The sequence below is a fragment of the Bradyrhizobium sp. CER78 genome (assembly GCF_029846235.1).
In the GTDB taxonomy this organism is placed as follows: domain Bacteria; phylum Pseudomonadota; class Alphaproteobacteria; order Rhizobiales; family Xanthobacteraceae; genus Bradyrhizobium.
Genome location: NZ_JARVWP010000005.1, coordinates 395,382 through 420,693 on the forward strand (window position 1 = coordinate 395,382; position 25,312 = coordinate 420,693).

Consider the following 25,312-nt stretch of genomic DNA (forward strand, 5'->3'; position numbering starts at 1 on the left):
GGTTGTCATTCCGGGATGGTCCGAAGGACCAGACCCGGAATCTCGAGATTCCGGGTTCGATGCTTCGCATCGCCCCGGAATGACAATGAGAAATTAACTCGCCGCCCGGAGCAGGCGTTCCGCCGCGGCCCTCGCCTCCGCGGTGATCTCGGCGCCGGCCAGCATGCGCGCGATCTCCTCGCGGCGATGGTCGGCGGCGAGCGCGTTGACGCGGGTGGCGACCCGCTTGCCCTTGTCGAGCGCGTCCTTGGAGATCAGAAGATGCTGGCTGGCGCGGGCTGCGACCTGCGGCGCATGGGTCACCGCCATCACCTGCACCTTGCCGGCGAGGCGCGCCAGCCGCGAGCCGATGGCGTCGGCCACCGCGCCGCCGACGCCGGTGTCGATTTCATCGAACACCAAAGTCGGCGCCGAGCCGCGATCGGCCAGCACGACCTTCAGCGCCAGCAGGAAGCGTGACAGCTCGCCGCCGGAGGCGACCTTCATCATCGGCCCCGGCTTGGTGCCCGGGTTGGTCTGGACCCAGAACTCGACACGGTCGATACCCTGCGGCCCCGGCGCGGCCGCGTTGGCCTCGACCTGGGTCATGAATTTCGCGCGCTCGAGCTTGAGCGGCGCGAGCTCGGCATTGACCGCCTTGTTGAGCTTCTCGGCCGCCTTGATGCGCGCCGCCGACAGTTTTGCGGCCGCAGCCGCATAACGCTTGTCGGCCTCAGTGGCGGCCGCTTCCAGCTTCTTGAGCTGATCGGCGCCGGCATCGATCAGCGCGACGTCGCCAGCGTATTGCGCCGCCAGCGCGGCCAGCAAATCCACCGGCGTCGAATATTTGCGTGAGGCGGCGCGCAGCGCGAACAGCCGCTCCTCGATCCGCTCGAGCTCGGCCGGATCGAAATCGGTCGCAGCCAGCGCCGCGCTGAGATGCTGATCGGCCTCTTCCAGCGCATTGATCGCGATATCGATCGCCTTCACCGCCGGCTCGATCAGCGCCGGCGCATTGGCGGCGCGCCGCTCCAGCCGCCGCACCGCGGCCGACAGCGCCGACACCGGCGAATGCGAGCCGCCGATCGCCTCCTGCGCCTCGCGCAGATCGGTCGCGACCTTCTCGCCCTGCATCATCGTGGTGCGGCGGTTGGCGAGTTCGGTCTCCTCGCCGTCCTTCGGCGCCAGCGTCTTCAATTCCTGCGAGGCATGGCGCAGATAGTCGGCCTCGCGCGCGGCACGCTCCATGCCGGCGCGATGCTCGTCGAGCGCGGTGCCCGCGGTCCGCCTGATTTCCCACAGCGCTTCCAGCGCCGTGACGTCCTTCTCGTGGCCGGCGAAGGCGTCGAGCAGCTGGCGGTGGGTGGAGGCGTCGACCAGCGCGCGCTCGTCATGCTGGCCGTGGATTTCGACAAGAACGGCGCCGACCGCCTTCAGGGTCTGCACGCTGATTGCCTGGTCGTTGATGAAGGCACGGGTGCGGCCGTCGGCGAGCTGCACACGGCGCAGGATCATCTCTCCGGTGTCGTCGAGGCCGTTCTCGGCAAGTATCCTCGCCGCCGGATGCCCCTTGGGGACATCGAACATCGCGGTGACCTGCCCCTGCTCGGTACCGTGGCGCACGAGGCCGGCATCGCCGCGGCCGCCGAGCGCCAGCGCAAAGGCATCGAGCAGAATCGATTTGCCGGCGCCGGTTTCGCCGGTCAGCACCGCCAAGCCACGGGAAAATTCGATATCAAGCCGTTCGATCAGGACGATGTCACGGATCGACAGACGGGCCAGCATGCGAGGACAATTCCTAGCCGAGACCTATCTTCTTGAAGGTCCTGCTGATCCAGGATCCCTGATTCTCGCTCGGCTCGAGACCGCCGGACTTTACTAGATTATACGCGTCCTTGTACCAGCGGCTGTCCGGAAAATTGTGGCCGAGCACTGCGGCCGCGGTCTGCGCCTCGCCGACGATGCCGATCGCCATATAGGCCTCGGTGAGCCGGTAGAGCGCCTCTTCGACGTGGCGGGTGGTCTGGTACTGCGTGACCACGGTCTTGAAGCGGTTGATCGCGGCGGTGAAGTCGCGCTTCTCGATGTAGTAGCGCCCGACCGCCATTTCCTTGCCGGCGAGCTGGTCGCGCGCCGCCTGGATCTTGTTCTTGGCCTGGGTGGCGTATTCCGAAGTCGGATATTTGCGCACCACCTCTTCGAGCGCCGCGATCGCCTTCTCGGTGCGGCCCTGGTCGCGCGAGATGTCCGGGATCTGATCGAAATGCGATGCTGCGATCAGGTACTGGGCGTAAGCAGCGTCCGGGCTGCCGGGATGCAGCGTGACGTAGCGGGTGGCGGAGCCGATGCAGCTGTCGTAGTCGCCGGCCTGGTAATACGAATAGGCCGACATCAGCAGCGACTTGCGCGCCCAATCCGAATACGGGTGCTGACGATCGACTTCCTCGAACTTCTTCGAGGCGGCCTTCAGGTCCTTCTTCTCGTTCATCATGTACAAGCCCTCATTGTAGAGCTTGTCCGCGGGCTCATCGACGAACGTATCGTCCTTGGCCATGAACTTGTCCCACAGCGCGCCGGTGCCGCAGCCTGAGAGCGGCAGTGCGAGCACGATCATGCCCGCCGCAAAACGCAGCGTGCGCGCGGCCTTGGTCAGGCCGGAGACGTCAGAAGAGGAGCGTGGTTCGAGCGCCATACGCATTGCCGACATGAATTGTAAAACCTGACGCCTTTGATGCGGTTAACGGCGACCCCACTCCACCCATGAACCGCGATCATGGATGCAATCTCTCTCGTGCCGTTGGCGCCATATCAAGGCAACCGCGGGCCTGTTTAACCGAAAAATGACCGTCGACCAACCGAATACGGAGCCAATCCGCCGGGAATAAGGCGACCCCGCGAAGCGCACAGCCTGCTGTGGTTATTACGGAAATTGGGACCTGACCGCCTGCGGCGATCAGGACACGTCCGGACCGTAGGCCGGGGCGACGAGACCGCCCACGGTGCCTGCGCCGGCTTCGACATGGCCGCGGACCGGCCGCCGGGCCGTCTCCGATTCGACCACCCGCCAAGCGCTGCGGTCAGCCAGCAGCGCCTTCAGCACCGCATTGTTGAGCTTGTGACCGCCCCGCTTCGAGCGATAGATGCCGAGCAGCGGCAGGCCGGCCAGCGAGAGATCGCCGATCACGTCCAGGACCTTGTGGCGAACGCATTCGTCGCTGTAGCGCAGGCCTTCGGTGTTGAGCAGCCGGGTATCGTCGAACACCACCGTGTTGTCGAACGACGCGCCGAGCGCGAAACCGGCGCTCCAGAGCCGCGCGGTGTCGCTGATGCAGCCGAAGGTCCGGGCCCGCGCGATATCGCGACGGAAGCTTTCCGGGGACAGATCGAAGGAGAAGCTCTGGCGGCCGATCACCGCATTGGCGAAGTCGATCTCGACCTCGGCACGGAATCCACCAGCAAACGGACGCAACTCACCGACCGATTGGCCGATCTTCACCTGTACCGGCTTCAACACCTGGATGAAGCGGCGCACGGCGGGTTGGGTGACGATACCGGCCTGCTCGATGGCGGCAACGAAGGCAGCCGAGCTGCCGTCCATGATCGGAACTTCGGGTCCATCGACTTCGACGGTGGCGTTGTCGATCCCCATGCCGCGCAGCGCCGCGAGCACATGTTCTGCGGTCGAAACCAGCGGCCCTTCGCGGTCACCGAGCACCGTCGAAAATTCGGTGGCGATCACGGCATCGGCGTCGGCGTGGATTTCGCGGTCGGCACCGTCGAGACCGGTGCGGACAAAAATATAACCTGCATCAACAGGTGCAGGTCCCAACGTGAGACTGGCAGGAAGTCCGGAATGAACGCCTACGCCAGTCACGGTGGCTTGCGACCGAAGCGTTGTTTGACGGCTGAACTTCATTCGATATTGCCCACTACCCGACTTCGCTCAATTCAAGTGGCCAAACTTCCCCAAGGCCGACTCGCTTGAGCTCCCCAAGTCACGGCAGACCATAGTGATTTCCTAAACCGCGCCAACTCACGCTTCTTTACCGATTGTTACCCCATCTCCGCCGCATTCACGCCCAAGGTTAACCAAATTGCGGCAGCGAAAACGGCCCTCGGCGGGTGGCCATCTGACCACCGAAAGAATAATTAATCATTTAAAATCAGTTGCTTGTTCGCAGAGCACAACTGCATGCCCGTCTAAGGCAGAAGGCCCCGGCGGTTCCCCGCCGAGGCCTTCTTCATCGCCAAGGTTGTAACAAACTTCAGTTTGCCTGCCGGCGCAGGAAGGCCGGGATATCAAGATGGTCGTCGCCCTGTGGCGCCGGGGCAACAGGGGCCTGACGGCCATGAGCGTCCAATCCCTGCGGGGCTGGGCGTTTTGCATATTCCGATACCGGCTGCTCGTTCGCCGAGATCTGCTGGGCGACGCTGCGGGCCGGCTTGCGCTCGGGCAGCGGCGGCATCGTCGGCATCGCAGGACCCGAGGCACGGGCCGCAATCGGCGGCTCGGTCTCTTCGTCGCGACGGCCGAGGCCGACATTGGCGAGCCGCTGCAGCAGCGACAGCCGGGTCTTCTGCGGATGTTCCGCCTCACCATCACCGCTGGCCTGACGAATCTCGGCCTGCGCCGGCATCGGCAGATCCTCGAACTTCGGCATCCGCGGGGCACGGACCGGCGACCGCTCTGCCGCCTGCGGGATGAAGGTCTCGGGCGGCATCGGCTCGTGCTGCTCGGCCCGGGCCGCTTCGTGATCCGGGAACAGTGTGGGCTTCTGGGCGATCGGCCGCACGGTGACGTCACCATAGGAGGCCGGTTGCATCGGCGCCTGAGCGGTCGGTGCGCTGTCCGGGGCAACCGCGGCGGCGATCGCCGCGAGTGCAGCGCGCTCGACTGCCGGACGCTGCTGGGGCGCCGCAGCCTGAGCCGCAATCGGAGCAACCGTCACGCCGGTCGGCGGCTCCAGCTTCTGGGCACGCTCGGCCATGCGCTGATTGTCGGCACGCAGGCGGGCGGTCAGGTCGGCCAGCCGGCTCTCCGGCGAGCCGCCCGGCTGCTGCGCGGGAGCCTGGGCACGGGAGGCGATCGCGGCCTGCTCGATACCGGTCGCGACCACCGAGACACGAATGATGCCGTCGAGCGATTCGTCGAAGGTGGCGCCGACGATGATGTTGGCGTCGGCATCGACTTCCTCGCGAATGCGGGTTGCGGCTTCGTCGACCTCGAACAGGGTGAGATCCTTGCCGCCCGTGATCGAGATCAACAGGCCGCGGGCGCCCTTCATCGAGCTATCGTCGATCAGCGGGTTGGCGATCGCAGCTTCGGCGGCAGTCAGCGCGCGCTTCTCGCCGGTTGCCTCACCGGTGCCCATCATCGCCTTGCCCATTTCGCGCATCACGGCACGGACGTCGGCGAAGTCGAGGTTGATCAGGCCTTCCTTGACCATCAGGTCGGTGATGCAGGCAACGCCCGAGTACAGCACCTGGTCGGCCATCGCGAACGCGTCGGCGAAGGTGGTCTTCTCGTTGGCGACCCGGAACAGGTTCTGGTTCGGAATGATCAGCAGGGTGTCGACCACCTTGTGGAGCTCGGAAATACCGTGCTCGGCGGTGCGCATCCGGCGCTGACCTTCGAAGTGGAACGGCTTCGTCACCACGCCGACGGTGAGGATCCCCATCTCGCGGGCAGCCTTGGCGATCACGGGCGCAGCGCCCGTGCCGGTGCCGCCGCCCATGCCGGCGGTGACGAACACCATGTTGGCGCCGGTGAGATGATCGCGAAGCTCGTCCATGACTTCCTGCGCGGCCGCGGCACCGACATCGGGCTGCGAACCGGCGCCGAGGCCCTGGGTGACCTGGGTGCCCATCTGGATGATGCGCTGCGCCTTCGACATGGTCAGCGCCTGCGCGTCGGTGTTGGCGACGACGAAGTCGACGCCCTGCAACCCGGCGGTGATCATGTTGTTGACGGCATTACCACCCGCGCCGCCGACGCCGAAGACGGTGATCCGCGGTTTCAGCTCGCTGATGTCAGGGGGTGTCAGATTGAGTGCCATGGTTGCCTCTCTCGATTATGCGCGCGTTGGTTCGTCCCGGCCGCTGGCCGCAGGAGCTGGTGAAAATGCAATGAGCCGGGGTGCGGTCATCAGAAGCCCTCGCGAAGCCATCGTCCGACCTTTCCGAAGTAACCGTCTGTCCCTGTCCTGAGCTGCCGCGTGCGCCGCGGTTCGACATGTTCAAGATGAGCGTATTGCGGATAGACCAGGAGGCCCGTCGGCACCGAGAACGAGGCGCCCTTCGCCTCGTTCGGCAGCCGGCCGAAGCCGAGCGGCCGGCCGATGCGGACCTGGCGGTTCAGGATGCGGGTGGCAAGCTCGACGGTCCCGGTCAGCTGCGACGCGCCGCCGCTGAGCACGACGCGCGCCCGCGGCTCTGCCGCAAAGGGGGAATCCGCGAGCCGGTCACGGACCATTTCGAAAATCTCCTCGGCGCGATGCCGGACAATGTTCGCAATCGTGGCGCGAGATACGATTTGCGGGGTCTCCCGATCATCGCCTGCAGTGGGAACGGACATCAGCTCGCGCGAGTCCGAACCGCCGGTCAGCACCGTGCCGTATAAAGTCTTGATTCGCTCGGCATCCGCAATGCACGCGCCGATGCCGCGCGCAAGATCCATCGTGATGTGTTGCCCGCCGAGCGCAAACCCGGATGCGTGCACGAGGCGGCCGCCGGAATAGGTCGCGATCGTCGTCGAGCCCGCGCCCATCTCGACGACGGCAGCGCCGAGGTCGGCTTCGTCATCGGTCAAGACCGACAGGCCCGCGACATAGGGGCTCGACGCCATAGCTTCGACGTTGAGATGGCAGCGCTCGACCACCAGCATCAGGTTCTTGGCAACCGTCGCATCCGACGTCACCACGTTCATGTCGACGCCGAACTGGCGCGCCACCATGCCCCTGGGATCGCGGATGCCCTTGACGCCATCGAGCGCGTAGCCGACCGGCAGCGCGTGCAGCACGGTGCGGCCGGCGCCGGCGGCGTGACGCATGCCGGCCGAAGTGACGCGGCTGATGTCGTCAGCGGTCACCGAGCCGCCGCGGATATCGGCCGCGGCCTCGACCAGCTGGCCGTGCTGCCTGCCGCCGGAGACCGACAGCAGGACGGATTCGACGCGGACCTTGGCCATGCGCTCGGCCAGCGCCACGGCATGGCGCACCGCCTTCTCGCATTCGGCGAGATCGACGACCGAGCCGGCCTTGACGCCGCGCGACTGGATCTGGCTGTAGCCGATCAATTCGACCGCATGGGTGCGGCCGCGCAGCGCCTCGTTCGGCGGCGACGGCTTGAGCCGCGCGATCATGCAGGCGATCTTGCTGGAGCCGACGTCGAGCGAGGCCACCATCGCGGTGCGCTTCTGCATCGGGCGGGTCTTCGGGGTCAGATTGCGATCGAGGCCGGTCATGCGGAGTCACCCGGCTTCTTCTTGGACTTCTTGTCCTTGAACAGCTCGTCGCGCGCCTTGCCGGCTTCCTCCGACAATTGCACGATCAACCGATCGGGCAGCCGCATGTCGACGGCGACAATGTCGCGCGAGAACAGCTTCTCGTCCTTGTCGAGCCTGGAGAGCGCGGCCAGCGCGTTGCCGACATCGTTCTCCGGCAGGCGGACGTCGAGGCCGTCCTTGAGGCGCAGGTTCCAGCGCCGCTCGCCGACGAAGATCGCCGCCTTGGTCACCGAACGCACCTGCGGATAACGGTCGAGCAGCGCCAGGAAGTCCTGGGCGCGGGTGTCAGCCCCCTTGCCCACCACCAGCGGCAGATTGAGGAAGCGGCGCGTGACGTAAGGCTCGAGCACCGCGCCGTCGGAGGCGATCACCGACAGGCGGCCGTTCTGCTGCCACAACGCGAAGGCGGTGCGCTCGACGATGTCGATCTGCAGCCGGCCGGGATAGAGCTTGAGGATCGTGGCATCCGCGATCCAGGGATTGGCCTTCAGCTTGGCGCGCACGGTATCGGCGTCGAGGAACAGCAGCGAGGAGCGGCCATTGACGCCACCGATCGCAAGCACCTCGTCCTGGCTCAGCTGCTTGCGGCCGTTGATGCCGACGGTGGTGATGCGGAAGCCCGCGGAATTGGCCAGCGCGTTGCGGGTGTCGCTCAGCGCGGTGGTGAATTCCTCGACATGACCGCCCCGGACGATGCCGAAGCCCAGGCTGCCGAACAGGATCGCGAGCGTCGCGACCAGCCCGATGCGGCGCGGCAGATAGCGTTCGACCATCTGGATGTAGCGATTCGGCGGCTCGCGATCGATCACCTGCGGCCGCTTGGCGGGACGCTGCCGGCGGCGAGCGAGATGGGCGCCGATATACTCGCGCAGCAGCACCGCCGCTCCAATAGCGGCTGCTCTCAGGTCAGCTTGAGGCCCCAGCGATCGCAGCGATCGGGTGAGGCGTCCTGCACCATCCATTGCACGAGCTCGTCACATGTTGTGCCCGCAAACCCCGCGGGTCCCGGCACAAATCACGTCTCGGCTAGACCGGTGGGATTAGAGTGGCCCCCTGTTCCCTGGTTGCGATCCTCGAAGCGGTAAATCCGCGACAGCTCACGCCCCGGCAGCCAAGCGCTACATGCGCCGCCAGCGTTAACCTTCGGGCTTCCTGGTAAACAAACGGTAAATGAGTTCGGCCCGGAGTGCATTTTGATCAACGCTTTGAGTACTTTGCCGCGAACCCGTTAGCATTTTAGCAACAGCGCCGGGTTCCATCCGGCCGAGTCGGGCGGGTTCCCCGTCTTGATGGCCTTAACTCCTGGCGCGGCGGCGGCCGAGCTCGATCTGGTCGCCCAGGAAGTCGGCAAAGGCGATCCCCTGTGCTTTCAAGGCCTTAGGGTACAGTGACGCTGCCGTGAGCCCGGGCAGCGTGTTGGTTTCGAGGTAGACCGGGCCATTGGCCGACACGATGAAATCGCTGCGCGAGTAGCCGGTGCAGGACAATGCGCGGTGCGCCCGCAACGCATGGTCCATGATCGCGGCACTGACCTCGGGCGCGAAACGGCCGGGGCAGATCTCCTGGGTCGATTTCAGGAGGTATTTGGCTGTGTAGTCGAAGCCCCCCTCCGCCGGCACGATCTCGATCGGCGGCAGCGCGAACACACTGCCATCGGATTGCTCGAGCACGCCGCAGGTCGCCTCCACGCCCGAGACGAACGGCTCGATTAGGTAGTCTTCATGCTTCGCGGCATTGCGGACGGCGACGAGGTCCTGCTTGGCGTTGACGAAGATCAGCCCGTAGCTCGATCCGTCCTTGGCGGGCTTTGCGATCAGCTTGCCGTATTGAGCGAAGGCGTCGTCGATCTGTTCGACGCTGATGCCCTGCGGCGCGTTGATACCTGCGATCGCGGCGAAGCGCTTCGCCGACGGCTTGTCGAAGGCCAGATGCGACGACGCCGAGCCGGAGCCGGTGAATGCGACGCCGCGCATTTCGCACATCGCCTGCAATTCGCCATTCTCGGCACGGCCGCCGTGCAGACCGAGCACCAGCACGCGCTGCTCGGCGCCTGCCTTGTCGAGCGCCTGGTCGAGCGCGATGCCGCGCCCCTCCGGCCTGAAATCGATCTCGAACGGCCGCGTGTGACCGAGCAGCTGTTCGGACGTCACCGCATGCACGGTGTCGTCGACGTCCCAGAACCAGAGCTCCGCGTCGGGCAGCGCGCGGTGTAGCGCCTGCGCGCTCGCAACTGAAACCAGCCGCTCCTTGTTGGTGCCGCCGAACAGAATGGTCACCTGCATCAGCTCTACTCTATCCTGTCATTCCGGGATGGTCCGAAGGACCAGACCCGGAATCTCGTTTCATTACCTCTGGATTCCGGGTTCGCGCTGCGCGCGCCCCGGAATGACGACTACGATGAATTCCCGATCCGCTTGATTTCCCAGTGCAGCTCAATTCCACTGTCCTGCTTGACCCGCTCGCGCACCGTCTCACCGAGGCTCTCGATGTCATGGCCGGTGGCATTGCCCGTGTTGATCAGGAAATTGCAGTGCATCTCCGACACCTGCGCGCCGCCGACCTTGAGGCCGCGGCAACCGGCGGCGTCGATCAGCTTCCAGGCGCTGTTGCCGGGCGGATTCTTGAAGGTCGAGCCGCCGGTCTTTTCGCGGATCGGCTGCGCGGTCTCGCGATGAGTCTGCACCTCGTTCATGCGGGCGCGGATCGCATCCGCATCGGTGATCCTGCCGCGGAAGCGCGCCGAGGTGAAGATAACGGACGGATCGACGCCGCTGTTGCGATAGACGAACTTCATGTCGGCATTGGAGAACGTATGCCTGGTGCCATCGCGGCCGATGCCGGTCGCCTCCACCAGCACATCCTTGGTCTCGCCGCCATTGGCGCCGGCATTCATGCGCAGCGCGCCGCCGACCGTACCGGGAATGCCGAAGAAGAATTCCATGCCGCCAATGTTTGCAGCCGCTGCCGTCTCCGCAACGCGCTTGTCGAGCGCGGCGGCGCCGGCGGTGACGACATCACCCGCCGCACTCGTCTCGCCAAAGGCGCGCGGCGCCAGCCGGATCACGACGCCGGGCATGCCGCCGTCGCGCACGATCAGATTGGAGCCGACGCCGACGACATAGACCGGCAACTCCTGCGGCAGGCGCTTCAGGAAATAAGCGAGATCGTCTTCATCGGCCGGCGTGAACAGCACCTGCGCCGGGCCGCCGACACGAAACCAGGTCAGCTCCGCCAGCGACTGATTGGCCAGCAGCCGCCCGCGCAGCTCCGGCATCGCGGCTTTCAGATCGGGCGTGATGTCGGGGAAGGTCACGTTCACCCCAGCGCCTTCAATTCGGCGGGCAGTGCGTAGGCCCATTGCGTGATGTTGCCGGCGCCGAGGCAGACGACAAGGTCGCCGGACTTGGCAAGGCCGTGAACGATCTTGGCAAGCTCACTTGCGTTCGGCAGCGGCACCACGTTGCGATGACCGTGGGCGCGCAGGCCGGCAGCAAAATGATCGCGATCGATGCCTGCGATCGGCGCCTCGCCGGCCGGATAGACCTCGGCAACCACGACCGCATCGGCGTCGTTGAAGCAGGTGCAGAATTCCTCGAACAGCGACTGCAGCCGGGTGTAGCGATGCGGCTGCACCACGGCGACGATCTTGCCGCTGGTGGATTCCCGCGCCGCCTTCAGCACGGCTGCGATCTCGACCGGATGATGGCCGTAGTCGTCGATCACGGTGATGCCATTGGTCTCGCCGGTCTTGCTGAAGCGCCGCTTGACGCCACCGAAGCCGGCCATGGCCTGGCGGATGACGTCGTCGGACACGCCGAGCTGATGCGCGACCGCGATCGCCGCCGTCGCATTCGACGCGTTGTGGCGCCCCGGCATCGGCAGCATGATGTCAGCGATCTCATGCGTCGCGCCGGTCTTGCGATCGCGGATCGCGACCTTGAATTTCGAGCCGCCGCCCATCGGGGTCAGATCCAGAAGCTGCGCATCGGCCTGCGGATTCTGTCCGTAGGTGATGATGCGGCGATCCTCGATCTTGCCGACCAGCGTCTGCACCACCGGATGATCGGTGCACATCACCGCGAAGCCGTAGAACGGAACGTTCTCGACGAAATTGCGGAATGCATCCTGGATCGCCTCGAAGGTCTTGAAGTGATCGAGATGCTCGGGGTCGATATTGGTGACGATGACGACGTCGGACGGCAGCTTCAGGAAGGTACCATCGCTCTCGTCGGCCTCGACCACCATCCAGTCGCCGGCGCCGAGCCGCGCATTGGAGCCATAGGCATTGATGATGCCGCCATTGATCACGGTCGGGTCGAGCCCGCCGGCATCGAGCAAGGTCGCCACCATCGTGGTCGTGGTGGTCTTGCCATGGGTGCCGGCGATCGCAACGCAACTCTTCAGCCGCATCAATTCGGCCAGCATCTCGGCGCGCCGCACCACCGGGATGCGCCGCTCACGCGCCGCCATCAGCTCGGGGTTGTCGCGCTTGATCGCGGTCGAGACCACGACGACATCGGCGCCGTCGACATTCTCGGCGGCGTGGCCGACCGAGATTTTTGCGCCCTTCTTGCGCAGCCGGTCGAGATTGTAATTATCAGACGCGTCCGAGCCCTGCACGGTGTAGCCGAGATTGATCAGCACCTCGGCGATGCCGCTCATGCCGATGCCGCCGATCCCGACGAAGTGAATGGGTCCGATCTCGCGCGGCAGTCTCATGATCCGGTTCCTGATATCGTCATCCGCCCCATGCGAACTGCGCTGCGGGGCGGCTGATTTAGCTTCGCTGTGCGCCTCACGTCGCTGGCGCAGACCACTGGATGCCCCGCTTTTCCCCTGCGTGACAAGGGCTTTTTCCACCCCGCGGCCGTGGAAATGTCGCTGTTGTCAGCTACCGGCCGGTGCTGGTGATCTGACGTCACGGATTTCTCCATGTTGGCCCCGGCGGCTACGCCGCTCCCGATCGCGCAGCGCGCGCGGCAATCTCGTCCTGCATCTCGATCACGCGAAGATAATTGCGCAGCCGGTTGGTCTCGAGCGCGCGCAGCAGCTTGTTCTGGTGATAGGGCAGCATGAGCTCGGCGAGTTGTGCGCTCCAGCCAGCGTTCATGTCGAACAGCACCCCTAAGCCGAACACGGCGGGGATCTCGGCGAAGCCGAACTCCCTGCCCTGCGCAAGCTCCTCCGCCAGGAAGTCATCGATCGCGGTCATCACGCCGTTGCGCGCGCCACCGGCCACACTTGCGAATGCCGCAAGGCCCGCGCCGCGAAATCCATGACCTTCGACCAGCGCCGGGCGATCCAGCGTGGCGCCGGCGTCGTAGCTGTGCGGATGGCGATACGCGGCGGGAATCTTGCCCGGCGCGTAATACATGTCGCGCCGCCCGCAGGGCCAGCCGACATCATGGAGAAACGCCAGCACGGGCTTGCCGGCGCGGCGGCTGATCGCCTCGATCTGCCTGAGCTCGTGATAGACCGTGTACCAATTGTGGTCGCCATCGACGATCCATGCGTCGGCGGCATCCAATTCGCCGAACGCATCAATACTAGTCTTCGCGACGTGACGCACATCCGGATTGGCATTGACCCAATCGAGGAATTCGCGCTTCGGCGCCGGATCGATGCTGGTGAGTTGACCGCCGCGGGCGCGGCAGTGACCGGCGAGCAACGCCGACATGCCGCCATATTCTGCGCCGATCTCGACGACATCGCGCGCATCCGCGATGCGCAGCGCTTCCAGGATCAGGTCCGAGAATTCCGAGACGGAGTGGATCAAAAGACCCGTCATCATCAAGTCTCCCCCGGCCTGCTGCTGGATTGGCGCATCAAATCCCGGCTACCTTGGCCACCAGATCAGCGAGCCGCTCGGCGGCATCGAGCCTGCCGACACTGCGCGCGGCTTGCGCCATCGCAGTCAATTTTTGAGGCTCGGCGGCGAAGGCCGAGACCTCGGCCGCGAGCCGTTGCGGCGTGAAGTCGTTCTGCGTGATGCGCAGCGCACCGTTCGCCTGCGACAGCACGCCGGCATTGGCGAACTGGTCCTGATCGATCGCGCCCGGCAGCGGCACCAGGACCGAAGGCCGGCCGATCGCGGCAAGCTCGGCGATGGTGCCGGCGCCGGAACGCGAGATCACGAGCTGGCTTGAGGCCAGCCTCGCCGGCAGGTCGGCGAAGAACGGCGCGAGCTCGGCGTTGATCTTGAGCCGGTCGTAGACCGCGCGGACCCGGTCCATGTCCTCTTCGCGCACCTGCTGGGTGATGATCAGGCGGCTCCACAACGCGGGATCGAGTTGCTCGATCGCCGGCGGCACGATATCGCTCATCACCCGCGCGCCCTGGCTGCCGCCGACGACGAGCAGGCGCAGCGGCCCGTTCACCTCGGGCGGCGTGTATTTCACCGCGGCCGCCGCGAGGATCGCCGGACGCATCGGCGTGCCGACGGTGGTGGCCTTGCCGGCGAGCGCGGGATCACGATCGAGCACGCCGGGCAGCGAGGTCGCGATCGCGTTGACGCGGCCGGAGAGGAACCGGTTGGCGCGGCCGAGCACCGCATTGGCATCGTGGATGATGCCGGGAACGCCGAGCATCCGCGCCGCCACCAGCGGCGGCAAGGTCGGGTAGCCGCCGAAACCGACCACGGCCGCAGGCTTCAGCCGGCGCACCACATTGGCGGCAACCAGCGTGCCGTAGCCGAGCATCAGCACGGTTCGCGCCAGCGAGATCGGGTTGCGGCCGCGCACGGTCGCGCTCGGTACGAGTTCGATGCTCTCTTTGCCGAACAGGCCGGAGTAGCGCAGCGCGCGGCCGTCGGTCGCAAGCCGCACCCGCAGGCCACGCCTGATCAATTCCACGGCGAGCGCTTCGGCCGGGAACAGATGGCCGCCGGTACCGCCGGCCGCCAGCAGAATCAGGGGCGGGTTGTCCATAGCTTCCAGATAACCGAGGCCGCAGTCACAGTCACCTACGCGTAGGCGCGCTGCGCGCTCGCTCCTTCCATCGATTCGATCTCGGTCCGCGGCCGCTGCCGCGTCAGCGCCAGCATCATGCCGACGCCGTAGGCGAGCGAGACGAACGAGGAACCGCCATAGGAGATGAACGGCAGCGTCATGCCCTTGGCCGGGATCAGTTGCAGATTGACCGCCATGTTGATCGTCGCCTGCACGCCGAACAGGATCGCAAGCCCCGATGCCGCAAAGCGCGAGAACATGTCCTCGGTGGCATAGGCGCGCGTCAGCGTGCGGATCACGATGAAGCCGAACAGCGCGACCAGCATCAAACAGAGGATGATGCCGAATTCCTCCGCCGCCACCGCAAACACGAAGTCGGTATGGCTGTCCGGCAGGCTGCGCTTGGCGATGCCCTCGCCCGGACCGAGCCCGAACCAGCCGCCGTTCCAGAACGCTTCCATCGCGGTGTCGACCTGGAAGGTGTCACCGGAGGCGGGATTCATGAAGCGCTTGATGCGGCCGGCGACGTGCGGCACCAGCAGATAGGCGCCGAACAGTCCGGCGCCGGCGGCGCCGGCGAGCCCGAACACCCAGATCATCCGCATGCCCGCGATGAAGAACAGCGCGCCCCACACAGTGAGGATCAGCATGGTCTGGCCGAAGTCGGGCTCCATCACCAGCAGCGTCACCAGCATCATCAAGAGTACCAGCGCCATCGAGGTCGCAGGCATCTCCGGCCGCTTGGTGGATTCCGCAAACAGCCAGGCCGCGACGATCACGAAGGAGGGCTTGGCGGCTTCGGAGGCCTGAATGTTGACGCCGAGCAGCGTGATCCAGCGTCGCGAGCCCTTGACCTCGGGCCCGACCAAGAGCGTCAGCACGATCAGCGCAATCGACACCGCGAACACGATCAGCGCCGTGCGCCGGATCTGCCGCGGCGTCATGAACGACACCCCGATCAGCACGATCAGCGACGGCACCAGGAACATGACGTGGCGATTGAAGAAATGAAACGGATCGAGCCCGATCCTGGTCGCAACCGGCGGGCTCGCCGCCAGCGACAGGATGACGCCGGCCAGCATCAACGCGGCGATCGCGACAAGCAGCAACTTGTCGACGGTCCACCACCAGTCCGAGAACGGGGTGCGTTGGTCACGGGCGAGCATGGGCGTCCCCAGATGGCAGAGATAACGTCCATTCGTGGCGCAGGATGGTTTCCAAGGGGTTAACGGGACGGGTAACTTTTGAGGGAGGCGGGTCGGTGCTCGCGGCGCGCTCGGTCGCCATCCGGACATGCGGGCGCCACACAATCGTCGTCCTGGCGAAAGCCAGGACCCATAACCGCCGCATTCGATATGAGCCGATCGTGGCCCTAGCCTCACGCAACAATCCGCGGCTCAACTCGCGCGCTGAACGGCGGATTACGCTGGCGCTAGTCCGCCCTACGGTCTCTGCTCACACCACCGGCGTGACGCCGGGCAGCGCCTGGACGATGTCGCGGAAGGCGGTGCCGCGGATTTCGAAATTGCGGTACTGGTCGAACGAGGCGCAGGCCGGCGACAGCAGCACCACGGCTTCCGCGAGTCCCGAAGCCTCCGCATCGCGCGCGGCACTCGATATCGCGACGTCGAGCGTGCCGGACATCTCGTGCGCCACGCGGTCGCCGAGCGTGCCGGAGAATTCGGCCGCGGCCTCGCCGATCAGATAGGCCTTGCGGATGCGCGGAAAGTATTCGGTCAGGCTGGTGATGCCGCCGGCCTTCGGCTTGCCGCCCGCGATCCAGTAGATGTCGGCGAAGGACGACAGCGCGTGCGCGGCCGCATCCGCGTTGGTGCCCTTGGAGTCGTTGACGAACAGCACGTTGCCGCGACGGCCGACCTGCTCCATCCGGTGCGCCAGACCCGGGAAACTGCGCAGGCCATTTTGCAGCACGTCGGTCGAGACGCCGATCGCCAGCGCGCAGGCCGAGGCGCAGGCGGCGTTCTGCGCATTATGCAGGCCGCGCAGCGAGCCGATGCCCCCTAACCGCGCGATCTCGCTGCGCGCCGCACCCGACGCACGCACGATGGTCTCGTGCTCGACATAGAGGCCGTCGGGCAGCGGGTTCCTCACCGAGATGCGCACCACGCGCTTGCCGGCGCGATCGAGCCGGTCGGCGATGTTGCGGCACCAGATGTCATCGACGCCGGCGATCGCGGTGCCGCCCTGCTGCACGCCCGCGACGAGGCGTTCCTTGACCGCGGCGTAATGCTCCAGCGTGCCGTGGCGGTCGATGTGGTCCTCGCTGATGTTGATCAGGATACCGACCGAGGGATCGAGCGACGGCGCGAGATCGATCTGATAGGACGACATCTCGATGACATGGACACGGCCCATCCGCGGCGGCTCCAGCGACAGGATCGCGGTGCCGATATTGCCACCCATCTGGGTGTCGTAGCCGGCGACCTTCATCAGATGCGCAATCAGCGCGGTGGTGGTCGATTTGCCGTTGGTGCCGGTGATGGCGACGAACGGCGCGTTCGGCGCATGACGGCGCCGCTCACGGCAGAACAATTCGACATCGCCGATCACCTCGACACCGGCCTCGCGCGCCTTCAGCACGCTCCAGTGCGGCGCCGGATGGGTCAGCGGCGCGCCGGGGGTCAGGATCAGCGCGGCGAAATTCGCCCACGACACGGCGCGCAGATCGGCGGTGGTGAAGCCGGCCTGCGCCGCCCTTGCAACGTTGTCGGCATTGTCGTCGGCCGCGATCACCTCGGCGCCGCCGGCCTTCAGCGCGTGGCAGCTCGCAAGGCCCGAGCCGCCGAGCCCGAACACCGCGACCGTCTTGCCTGCGAAAGAGGTGACCGGGATCATGATGCGACCTCCGTCATTCCGGGGCGATGCGACAGCATCGAACCCGGAATCTCGAGGTTCCGGGTTCGTGCTTCGCACGCCCCCGAACGACAGCTGTTTGGCTGCGACCTCATCAGCGCAGCTTGAGGGTGGAGAGGCCGGCCAGCGCCAGCATCACCGAGATGATCCAGAACCGGATCACGATCTGCGGCTCGGTCCAGCCCTTCTGCTCGAAATGATGGTGCAGCGGCGCCATCCGGAACACGCGTTTTCCCGTGAGCTTGAACGAGGTGACCTGCACGATCACAGAGACCGCCTCCAGCACGAACAAACCACCGATCACCGCGAGCACGATCTCGTGCTTCACCGCGACCGCGGTGGCCCCCAACATGCCGCCGAGCGCGAGCGAGCCGGTGTCACCCATGAAGATCGAGGCGGGCGGCGCGTTGAACCAGAGGAAGCCCAGGCCCGCGCCCAACACCGCGCCGCATAGCACCGCCAGTTCGCCGGTGCCGGCGACGTAATTGATCTGCAGATATTCCGAGAACACCGCGTTGCCGGTGAGATACGAGATCATGCCGAAGCTTGCCGCCGCGATCATGACCGGCACGATGGCAAGCCCGTCGAGGCCGTCGGTCAGGTTCACCGCATTGCCGGCGCCGACCATGACGAAGGCGCCGAAGATCACGAAGAACCAGCCGAAGTTGATCACGAGGTCCTTGAAGAAGGGAATCACGAGCGAGGTCGAGGACACGTCGCGCCCGAGCCGGACCAGCGCATAGGTGGCGGCGAGCCCGATCACTGCCTCGATCAACAGGCGGAGCTTGCCGGCGAAGCCGCTGTGTGACTGCTTTGTGACCTTCAAATAATCGTCATAGAAGCCGACGAAGCCGAACCCGAGCGTCACCGCGAGCACGATCCAGACATAGGGGTTGAGCGGGTTGGCCCACAGCAGCGTCGACACCACGAGCCCCGACAGGATCATCAGCCCGCCCATGGTGGGCGTGCCCTTCTTGGAGATCAGATGCGACTGCGGCCCGTCGGTGCGGATCGGCTGGCCCTTGCCCTGCCGCAACCTCAAGTGATCGATGATCCAGGGCCCGAACAGGAACACGAACAGCGCACCGGTCACCATCGCGCCGCCGGTGCGGAAGGTGATGTAGCGGAACACGTTCAGGGCGCTACGGAATGCCCCAAACCCCGGAACGGTGTTGGACAGTTCGATCAACCAGTAGAACATTCAAAGGGTCCTATACCGCTTCTTCGTGCGCGGCCTTGTCGGGGAAGCGCTTTTCCAGCGCGCTGACAATGAGCTTCATCTTCGATCCCAGCGAGCCCTTCACCATGATCACGTCACCGGCACGGACCGCGGCGACTGCCTGCGCCTCGAGCGCCGCCGAACTCTCGGCATAGCCTCCCCGCTTGCCGGTGGAAAGGGCATCCCACAAATTCCGCATCAGCGGACCACAACAATATACGAGGTCGATGCGGTTGGCGGCCACGGCCTCATTGAGGCTGCGGTGCAGCTCGGGCCCGGTCGGTCCGAGTTCGAGCATGTCGCCGAGCACGGCGATGCGCCGGCCGTGCGCCCCGGTCGGGGCCTGGCCGAGCACGTTGAGCGCGGCCCCCATGGAGGCCGGGTTGGCGTTGTAGCTCTCGTCGATCAGCGTCGCCTCGCCATGACCGACCTCGAGCGTGCGGCGAAAGCCGCGGCCGGTCGGCGCCTCGAGCTGCGACAGCGACAGCGCCGCGCGCGCGATATCGGCGCCGAGCAGCGATGCCCCCGCGAGCACCGCGAGCGAGTTCATCGCCATGTGGCGGCCGGGCATGCCGATCTTGTAGGTGATGTCGTGGTCCAGAATATCCGCATGCACCGCCGAGCAGGTCGCGTGCAGCGAGAGGTCGAGCAGCCGCGCTTCGGCGCGCTTGTCGCTGCCGAACGAGACGATGCGCGAGATGCCGGCCTTCTTGGCCTGCTTCTGCAGCCGCGCGAATTGCCCGTTGTCGCGGTTGAGCACGACCGCGCCATCGGGTTCGAGGCCCGCGAAGATCTCCGCCTTGGCGTCGGCGATCGCCTCGATGCCGGCGAAGAATTCCAGATGCACCGGCTCGATCGTGGTGATGATTGCGACGTGCGGCCGCACCATCTTCACCAGCGGCATGATCTCGCCGGCATGGTTCATGCCGATCTCGAACACCGCAAAGCGCGCGCTCGCGGGGCAGCGCGCCAGCGACAGCGGCACGCCCCAGTGATTGTTGAATGACGCGACCGAGGCATGGGTCTCGCCCTGCGCCGACAGCACGCGGCGCAGCGCCTCCTTGGTCGAGGTCTTGCCGACCGAACCGGTCACCGCGATGATTTTCGCGTTGAGCCGTTCGCGCGCGGCATGCGCGAGCTCGACGAGGCCGGCGAGCACGTCGTCGACCACCAGCAGCGGCGCATCAGCGGGAAATTTGTCGCGCTGCGCGGCCTCGACCACGGCGAGCCCGGCACCGGCCTTCAGCGCTGCCGCGACGAAGGCGTGGCCGTCATGGACGTCGCCCTTGATCGCGAAATACGCCTCGCCCGGGGCGATGGTGCGGCTGTCGATCGAAAGACCGGTGACGCCGTCCGGCAGCGCGCCTTGCGTCGTGGCGCGCATCGCCGTCGCCATCGCATCCGAGGTCCACAATAGCGTGCTCATGCGCCCTCCCCGGCCAATGCATTCGCGACGGCTTCATGATCGCTGAACGGCAACGTCGTGCCGCCGACGATCTGCCCGACCTCGTGGCCCTTGCCGGCCACGACCAGCGCATCGCCCGGCTCGAGGCCGGCGATGCCGGCGCGGATCGCTTCGGCGCGGTCGCCGATCTCGCGCGCGCCCTTTGCGGTCGCCATGATCGCGGCGCGGATCGCCTCGGGCTTCTCGCTGCGCGGATTGTCGTCGGTGACGATAATTTGATCGGCGTTCTCGGCCGCGATCGCGCCCATGATCGGACGCTTGCCGGCGTCGCGATCGCCGCCGGCGCCGAAGATCACGACCAGCTTGCGCTTCGCATAGGGCCGCAGCGCCTGCAGCGCCTTGGCGAGCGCATCGGGCTTGTGCGCATAATCGACAAAGATCGGCGCGCCATTGTGCTCGCCGACGAATTCCAGCCGGCCCTTGGCGCCTTCGAGATGTTCGAGCGTGCCGAACACGGCATCGGCCGCGCTGCCGGTGCCGATCGCAAGACCCGCCGCGACCAGCGCGTTCTCGATCTGGAATTCGCCGACCAGCGGCAGCCGGATCGCGTAGCTGCGCCCGCGATGCTCGATCATCAGCTTCTGGGCGAAACCCTCGATAGCGGCGTCAGTGAGCTTGATGCCCTCGCCTGCGTCGGCGTTGCGGCCGACCGTGATGATGCGCAAGGCCCGCGCGCGCGCCGCCTCGATCACCTCGACCGAACAGTCGTGATCGGCCGAGATCACCGCCGCGCCGCCGTCGGCGACGAGATCGCGGAACAGCCGCAGCTTGGCGTTCAGGTAGTGCGCGACATCGGGATGATAATCCATGTGGTCGCGCGACAGATTGGTGAAGCCGCCGGCCGCGATGCGCACGCCGTCGAGGCGATACTGGTCGAGGCCGTGCGAGGAGGCCTCGAACGCCAGATGCGTGACACCGTCGCGCGCGATTTCGTCGAGCTGGCGATGCAGCGCGATCGGATCGGGCGTCGTCAGCGAGCCGTAGACGGTGCGCTTGTCGGAGACGAGACCGATGGTGCCGATGCTCGCAGAGGAATGACCGAGCCGCTGCCAGATCTGGCGCGTGAAGGCGGCGACCGAGGTCTTGCCGCTGGTGCCGGTCACCGCGGCAATCGTCGCCGGCTGCCGGGAAAAGAATTTGGCCGCGGCAAGCGCCAGCGCGCGGCGCGGATGTGGCGTTGCGACAAACGGAACGCGAAGCGGCACATGCGGCGGATGGTCGCCGGCAATCGCAACCGCGCCCGCAGCGATCGCCGCATCGACGAAACGCGCGCCGTCGGTCTTGCTGCCGGCCAGCGCGAAGAACAGATCGCCCGGCTTCACCGCACGGCTGTCGACCGCAAGCCCTCCGACCATGACAGCGTCCGCACTTGGATCGATCCCTCGATCGATCGTGGCATCGGCGCTGAAGAGGTCGCGAAGTCTCATGATCTTCCAGTCTGGCCGGCGCCGTTCTGGCACCGCTATTTGAGCATGACCTGATCGGAAATCCGCTTCGCACTTTTCGCTAACGCGGCGGTTCCGGTCCGGATCATGCTGTGACTATACGCCTTACTGGGTTGTTCTGGATGCCGCAAGAATAAGGCGGTCGGACGGCGGCAGGTCGAAGCGCGGCTCGACGCCCAAAAGCGGCGCAATTCGGGCGATCACATTGCCGCCGGTCGGCACCGCATTAAAGCCCGAGGTGATGAAACCATAGGTTTCCTTCAGGGGCTGCGGCTCGTCGAGCATGATCAGGAGCTGATATTGCGGATCGTCGGCGGGCAGGATCGCGGTGAAGGAGTTGAGCACTCGCTTCTTGGCGTAGCGGCCGTTGATGACTTTCTCGGATGTGCCGGTCTTGCCGCCGATATAGTAGCCCTTGACGTCGGCCTTCTTCGCGGTGCCGATCTCGGCGTTGAGCCGCATCAGATAACGCATCTTGTCCGAGGTCTCCGGCTTGATCACGCGCTTGGCCAGCGCCATCGCCTCCTGCTCGGTGCGCTTCAGGAAGGTCGGCGGAATCAAATAGCCGCCATTGACCAGCGCGTCGATGCCCATCACCGCTTGCAGCGGCGCCACCGACAGGCCCTGGCCAAATGCGATGGTCACCGTGTTCAGGTCGCCCCAGCGGCGCGGCACCAGCGGAGCCGCGCTCTCAGGCAACTCGGTGCGCAGCCGGGTCAACTGGCCCATCTTAGCGAGAAACGCCTTGTGGGCCTCGACACCCTGGCTGAGCGCGATCCGCGCGGCACCGATATTGGACGAGTAGGTGAACACTTCCTTGGTGTTGATAAAGCGTCCGAGCGCATGGCTGTCGTGAATTGTGAACTTGCCGTAGTGCAGGTTTCCCCGCGCATCCCACGACGAGTTCAGGTTGATCTTGCCGCTATCCAGCGCCATCGCCAGCGTGAACGCCTTGAAGGTCGAGCCCATCTCGTAGACGCCTGTGGTCAGGCGGTTGATGCGATCGGGATCGTGCGCCTCCTTCGGATTGTTCGGATCGAAATCCGGCAGCGACACCATCGCCACAATCTCGCCGGTGCGCACGTTGGAGACGAGGCCCGAGGCGGCCTTGGCCTTGAACTTCTCTTTCGCCTTGATCAGCTCGTCGCGCAACGCATGCTCGACGCGCAGGTCGATCGACAGCTCGACCGGCTTCTGCAGCCGGTCGGTGGCGAAGCCCGCGCGGTGCAGATCGGCCAGACCGTTATTGTCCAGCCACTTCTCCATGCCGGCGATGCCCTGGTTGTCGATGTTGACGAGGCCGATCAGGTGGGCGACCTCGTTGCCGGTCGGATAGACGCGCTTGTTCTCACGCAGGAAGCCGACGCCGGGAAGGCCGAGGCGATGGATGTCGAGCTGCTGCTTCGGCGTGATCTCGCGCTTCAGCCAGACGAAGCCCTTGCGCGACGACAGGCGGTCGCGCACCTCTGAGGTGTCGAGATCGGGCAAGGCCCCGGTCAAGAGCTCGATCGCCTCGTCCTTGTCGATCAGGCGGCGCGGCTCGGCGAACAGGCTCGGCGCCTTGACGTCGGTCGCAAGAATTTCGCCGTTGCGATCGGTGATGTCGGGCCTGGCGGTTGCGATCGCGTCCTGCGAGGCGGTGCGCCGCGCGCCATGGCTGTCGGCGCCGACGGCGAACAGCACGAGCCGTCCGGCCAGCACGCAATAGACCGCGGCGAAAGCGAGGATCGCAAGACCGACGCGCGCACGCGCCTTGGCCGCACGGTCGACATTGCTTCCGTACAACAGCGAGCGGATCAGCCGCTGGCGCAGCGGCTCGGCGGATTTCGCCGTCGGTTTATTGGCGGGCGCCGGATTGCTCATGGCAGGTCCCGTCATTGCTGGTCTCCCCCGCCCTGTCCGGAATCGTCGGACACGGGCTGGTCGGCGGCGGGCTGGTCGGTCGCCGGCTTGTCGATCGATCCGGTCGTGCTGTCAGGCGCGGCGGCGGCCTCGATGGTGTCGATCATCGCGCCGATCGGATCGCGCGAACCGGGCCGCGTGAAGCTCGGCGGCCGCTCCGGCAGGTTCTTCAGGGAATCATACTGATTGGCGTTGAGCGGCTTCAGCGGCAGATGGCGTTCGGCCAGCCCCTGCAGCCGCAGCGGCGCATCGAGCTTGGCCCATTCGGCGCGCAATGTAGCGATCGCATTGCGCTGCTCGCGGATCTCGGCATTGAGCTGCAGCACGCGTTCGACGCGCGCGGTCGATTCCATCTTGATGCGGTAGACATAGGACGCCGCGAAGATCAGCATGCCGATGACGAGGAGATGGAGAAGGCGCATCGTCACCCTCCCCGCTTCAGATCGGACAGCCGCGGCCAGGACGGCAAGTCATCGTCCGCATGCGCGGGCGCGGCGGTGCGTTCGGCCGCGCGCAGTTTTGCGGAGCGCGCGCGCGGATTCGCTGCGATCTCCGCATCGGATGGCACAACCGGCCGCTTGGTCAGGATCTGAAAGCTCGGCGCCGCCTGCGCGACCTCGGGCAGATGCCGCGACCCGGCAGAGAGCTTGCCGCGCTCGCTGAGGAAATTCTTGACGATACGGTCTTCCAGCGAATGGAACGAGACCACGGCGAGCCGGCCGCCCGGCTTCAACACGCGTTCGGCCGCCGCGAGCGCCCGATGCAGCTCGTCGAGCTCTTCATTGACGAAGATGCGCAGCGCCTGAAACGTCCGCGTCGCCGGATGGATCTCGTTCGGCTTGGCGCGCACGACTTTCGCGACGATGTCGGCGAGCGCCTCGGTCGTCGTGATCGGCGCATCCTTGCGGGCGGCGACGATGGCGCGCGCAACGCCGCGCGAATGGCGCTCCTCGCCGAAGATGTAGATGATGTCGGCGAGCTGTTTCTCGGACGCGGTCGCCACCACATCGGCCGCGGTCGGGCCGCTCTGCGCCATCCGCATGTCGAGCGGACCGCTCAGGCGGAAGGAGAATCCGCGCTCGGCCTGGTCGAGCTGCATCGAGGAGACGCCGACATCCATCACGACGCCGTCGACCGCATCCACGCCCTGCGCGGCGCAGACCTCGGCGAGTTCAGAGAAGCGATCCTCGACCAGCGTCAGGCGGCCGCCCGCGCCGTCGACCAAATCGAAGCCGCCTGTGATCGCGGTGCGGTCGCGGTCGATACCGATCACGCGGGTATCGGCGACGTCGAGAATCATGCGGCTATAGCCACCGGCGCCGAAGGTCGCGTCGACATAGATGCCGCCGGCGCGCGGTTCGAGATAGGCGACCGCCTCGCGGCCCAGCACCGAAATGTGACGCGGCGCACGCTCGCTCATGCGCGGTCCCCGGACAGGGCCGCGTAACTGGCATGCAAGCTGGTTGCGCGCCGATCCATTGCGTCTCGAATCCCCGCGGGAGCCCTTTCCGTTCCGATCGGATCGGAACGGGGCTCCAGATTCTTGTCTTGACGCGTTTTCTTCACGCGAACCGGTATCCACTTCGCTCGAAAACGCTCTTGCCCGACCGTTCCGGCAAAAAAGCCGCCGCGTGAAGCCAGCGCCAACTCCCGTCCTCGGCCGCAAATCCTGATATCCGACCGGAATTGGGAGGGTTTCCATGGGATTTCGCGCAAACAGCGGGGCTCAACGTCCTTGGGCCGTCCCCCGAAACCGGTTCGGCACTTACCCTCTCAGTAACGGCACTTAACGTTAAGAAAACGTTGATGATCGGTTAGCGGAATCGCGCGAGTTTGATCCGCATTCGAGTGATGCCCTCGGCGCCCACTCCGGTCATAATGCACGCACCTGGAACCCGAGAGGCCGATTGCGCGCCCTGCACGGTAAAGGAATAGTAAACGCCTATTTGTTTATCCATATGTCAAAATGCGTACTCT

19 protein-coding genes and 1 pseudogene are annotated in these 25,312 nt (G+C 65.9%); all 20 read right to left on the reverse strand.

What is annotated here, in order from left to right; all coding sequences use genetic code 11:
• Positions 1 to 93: 93 nt before the first annotated feature.
• A complete protein-coding gene (gene recN / locus QDT69_RS13500) occupies positions 94 to 1,764 on the reverse strand; it encodes a DNA repair protein RecN (RefSeq protein ID WP_279707014.1) in 1,671 nt (556 codons plus the stop codon).
• 13 nt (positions 1,765 to 1,777) lie between these two features.
• Positions 1,778 to 2,671: an outer membrane protein assembly factor BamD gene (locus QDT69_RS13505; protein ID WP_279707125.1), complete on the reverse strand. Its 894-nt coding sequence runs from the start codon at positions 2,669 to 2,671 to the stop codon at positions 1,778 to 1,780.
• Between the two features lie 261 nt (positions 2,672 to 2,932).
• Complete coding sequence (gene lpxC / locus QDT69_RS13510) at positions 2,933 to 3,895, reverse strand: UDP-3-O-acyl-N-acetylglucosamine deacetylase (protein WP_279707015.1); 963 nt, start codon at positions 3,893 to 3,895, stop codon at positions 2,933 to 2,935.
• A 349-nt stretch (positions 3,896 to 4,244) separates the two neighbouring features.
• Entirely contained in the window at positions 4,245 to 6,035 is a 1,791-nt protein-coding gene (gene ftsZ / locus QDT69_RS13515) for a cell division protein FtsZ (protein ID WP_279707016.1), read from the reverse strand.
• Positions 6,036 to 6,124: 89 nt separating this feature from the next.
• Entirely contained in the window at positions 6,125 to 7,441 is a 1,317-nt protein-coding gene (gene ftsA, locus QDT69_RS13520; protein ID WP_074131536.1) for a cell division protein FtsA, read from the reverse strand.
• Entirely contained in the window at positions 7,438 to 8,445 is a 1,008-nt protein-coding gene (locus tag QDT69_RS13525; protein ID WP_279707017.1) for a cell division protein FtsQ/DivIB, read from the reverse strand. Before QDT69_RS13525 ends, ftsA begins: the two co-directional genes overlap by 4 nt.
• Positions 8,385 to 8,653: pseudogene (locus QDT69_RS13530) on the reverse strand (hypothetical protein); the annotation flags it as partial. The gene QDT69_RS13525 and the pseudogene QDT69_RS13530, both read right to left, overlap by 61 nt.
• A 125-nt stretch (positions 8,654 to 8,778) precedes the next feature.
• Positions 8,779 to 9,765 (reverse strand): D-alanine--D-alanine ligase, encoded by a 987-nt coding sequence (locus QDT69_RS13535; protein ID WP_279707018.1) that lies wholly within the window; start codon positions 9,763 to 9,765, stop codon positions 8,779 to 8,781.
• 110 nt (positions 9,766 to 9,875) lie between these two features.
• Positions 9,876 to 10,796: a UDP-N-acetylmuramate dehydrogenase gene (murB, locus tag QDT69_RS13540; RefSeq protein WP_279707126.1), complete on the reverse strand. Its 921-nt coding sequence runs from the start codon at positions 10,794 to 10,796 to the stop codon at positions 9,876 to 9,878.
• 2 nt (positions 10,797 to 10,798) lie between these two features.
• A complete protein-coding gene (gene murC / locus QDT69_RS13545) occupies positions 10,799 to 12,202 on the reverse strand; it encodes a UDP-N-acetylmuramate--L-alanine ligase (RefSeq protein ID WP_279707019.1) in 1,404 nt (467 codons plus the stop codon).
• Between the two features lie 229 nt (positions 12,203 to 12,431).
• Positions 12,432 to 13,271 (reverse strand): class I SAM-dependent methyltransferase, encoded by an 840-nt coding sequence (locus QDT69_RS13550; RefSeq protein WP_279707020.1) that lies wholly within the window; start codon positions 13,269 to 13,271, stop codon positions 12,432 to 12,434.
• 37 nt (positions 13,272 to 13,308) lie between these two features.
• Complete coding sequence (gene murG / locus QDT69_RS13555; RefSeq protein ID WP_279707021.1) at positions 13,309 to 14,409, reverse strand: undecaprenyldiphospho-muramoylpentapeptide beta-N-acetylglucosaminyltransferase; 1,101 nt, start codon at positions 14,407 to 14,409, stop codon at positions 13,309 to 13,311.
• 35 nt (positions 14,410 to 14,444) lie between these two features.
• Entirely contained in the window at positions 14,445 to 15,596 is a 1,152-nt protein-coding gene (ftsW, locus tag QDT69_RS13560) for a putative lipid II flippase FtsW (protein ID WP_212022077.1), read from the reverse strand.
• A gap of 289 nt (positions 15,597 to 15,885) precedes the next feature.
• Entirely contained in the window at positions 15,886 to 17,286 is a 1,401-nt protein-coding gene (murD, locus tag QDT69_RS13565; RefSeq protein ID WP_279707022.1) for a UDP-N-acetylmuramoyl-L-alanine--D-glutamate ligase, read from the reverse strand.
• A gap of 112 nt (positions 17,287 to 17,398) precedes the next feature.
• Positions 17,399 to 18,505, reverse strand: a complete 1,107-nt coding sequence (gene mraY, locus QDT69_RS13570) for a phospho-N-acetylmuramoyl-pentapeptide-transferase (RefSeq protein ID WP_021077241.1) — start codon at positions 18,503 to 18,505, stop codon at positions 17,399 to 17,401.
• A 10-nt stretch (positions 18,506 to 18,515) separates the two neighbouring features.
• Positions 18,516 to 19,949, reverse strand: a complete 1,434-nt coding sequence (locus QDT69_RS13575) for a UDP-N-acetylmuramoylalanyl-D-glutamyl-2,6-diaminopimelate--D-alanyl-D-alanine ligase (RefSeq protein ID WP_279707023.1) — start codon at positions 19,947 to 19,949, stop codon at positions 18,516 to 18,518.
• Entirely contained in the window at positions 19,946 to 21,415 is a 1,470-nt protein-coding gene (locus QDT69_RS13580) for a UDP-N-acetylmuramoyl-L-alanyl-D-glutamate--2,6-diaminopimelate ligase (RefSeq protein ID WP_279707024.1), read from the reverse strand. The genes QDT69_RS13575 and QDT69_RS13580 overlap by 4 nt, the downstream gene beginning before the upstream one ends.
• Positions 21,416 to 21,538: 123 nt before the next feature.
• Positions 21,539 to 23,296, reverse strand: a complete 1,758-nt coding sequence (locus QDT69_RS13585) for a penicillin-binding protein 2 (RefSeq protein WP_279707127.1) — start codon at positions 23,294 to 23,296, stop codon at positions 21,539 to 21,541.
• 11 nt (positions 23,297 to 23,307) lie between these two features.
• Positions 23,308 to 23,757 carry a hypothetical protein gene (locus QDT69_RS13590; RefSeq protein WP_279707025.1) on the reverse strand — a complete coding sequence of 150 codons (450 nt, stop codon included), beginning with the start codon at positions 23,755 to 23,757 and terminating at the stop codon, positions 23,308 to 23,310.
• Positions 23,758 to 23,759: 2 nt separating this feature from the next.
• Positions 23,760 to 24,755: a 16S rRNA (cytosine(1402)-N(4))-methyltransferase RsmH gene (gene rsmH, locus QDT69_RS13595; RefSeq protein WP_279707026.1), complete on the reverse strand. Its 996-nt coding sequence runs from the start codon at positions 24,753 to 24,755 to the stop codon at positions 23,760 to 23,762.
• Between the last annotated feature and the right edge of the window lie 557 nt (positions 24,756 to 25,312).

What these genes read in the sequence shown, in the direction of transcription:
- ftsZ (WP_279707016.1), bottom strand. Translation starts at nt 6,035, where the DNA reads ATGGCACTCAATCTGACACCCCCTGACATCAGCGAGCTGAAACCGCGG.
- QDT69_RS13525 (WP_279707017.1), bottom strand. Translation starts at nt 8,445, where the DNA reads ATGGATGGTGCAGGACGCCTCACCCGATCGCTGCGATCGCTGGGGCCT.
- ftsA (WP_074131536.1), bottom strand. Translation starts at nt 7,441, where the DNA reads ATGACCGGCCTCGATCGCAATCTGACCCCGAAGACCCGCCCGATGCAG.
- rsmH (WP_279707026.1), bottom strand. Translation starts at nt 24,755, where the DNA reads ATGAGCGAGCGTGCGCCGCGTCACATTTCGGTGCTGGGCCGCGAGGCG.
- murG (WP_279707021.1), bottom strand. Translation starts at nt 14,409, where the DNA reads ATGGACAACCCGCCCCTGATTCTGCTGGCGGCCGGCGGTACCGGCGGC.
- mraY (WP_021077241.1), bottom strand. Translation starts at nt 18,505, where the DNA reads ATGTTCTACTGGTTGATCGAACTGTCCAACACCGTTCCGGGGTTTGGG.
- QDT69_RS13535 (WP_279707018.1), bottom strand. Translation starts at nt 9,765, where the DNA reads ATGCAGGTGACCATTCTGTTCGGCGGCACCAACAAGGAGCGGCTGGTT.
- recN (WP_279707014.1), bottom strand. Translation starts at nt 1,764, where the DNA reads ATGCTGGCCCGTCTGTCGATCCGTGACATCGTCCTGATCGAACGGCTT.
- QDT69_RS13585 (WP_279707127.1), bottom strand. Translation starts at nt 23,296, where the DNA reads ATGAGCAATCCGGCGCCCGCCAATAAACCGACGGCGAAATCCGCCGAG.
- ftsW (WP_212022077.1), bottom strand. Translation starts at nt 15,596, where the DNA reads ATGCTCGCCCGTGACCAACGCACCCCGTTCTCGGACTGGTGGTGGACC.
- lpxC (WP_279707015.1), bottom strand. Translation starts at nt 3,895, where the DNA reads ATGAAGTTCAGCCGTCAAACAACGCTTCGGTCGCAAGCCACCGTGACT.
- QDT69_RS13590 (WP_279707025.1), bottom strand. Translation starts at nt 23,757, where the DNA reads ATGCGCCTTCTCCATCTCCTCGTCATCGGCATGCTGATCTTCGCGGCG.
- QDT69_RS13550 (WP_279707020.1), bottom strand. Translation starts at nt 13,271, where the DNA reads ATGACGGGTCTTTTGATCCACTCCGTCTCGGAATTCTCGGACCTGATC.
- murD (WP_279707022.1), bottom strand. Translation starts at nt 17,286, where the DNA reads ATGATCCCGGTCACCTCTTTCGCAGGCAAGACGGTCGCGGTGTTCGGG.
- QDT69_RS13575 (WP_279707023.1), bottom strand. Translation starts at nt 19,949, where the DNA reads ATGAGCACGCTATTGTGGACCTCGGATGCGATGGCGACGGCGATGCGC.
- murC (WP_279707019.1), bottom strand. Translation starts at nt 12,202, where the DNA reads ATGAGACTGCCGCGCGAGATCGGACCCATTCACTTCGTCGGGATCGGC.
- QDT69_RS13505 (WP_279707125.1), bottom strand. Translation starts at nt 2,671, where the DNA reads ATGGCGCTCGAACCACGCTCCTCTTCTGACGTCTCCGGCCTGACCAAG.
- QDT69_RS13580 (WP_279707024.1), bottom strand. Translation starts at nt 21,415, where the DNA reads ATGAGACTTCGCGACCTCTTCAGCGCCGATGCCACGATCGATCGAGGG.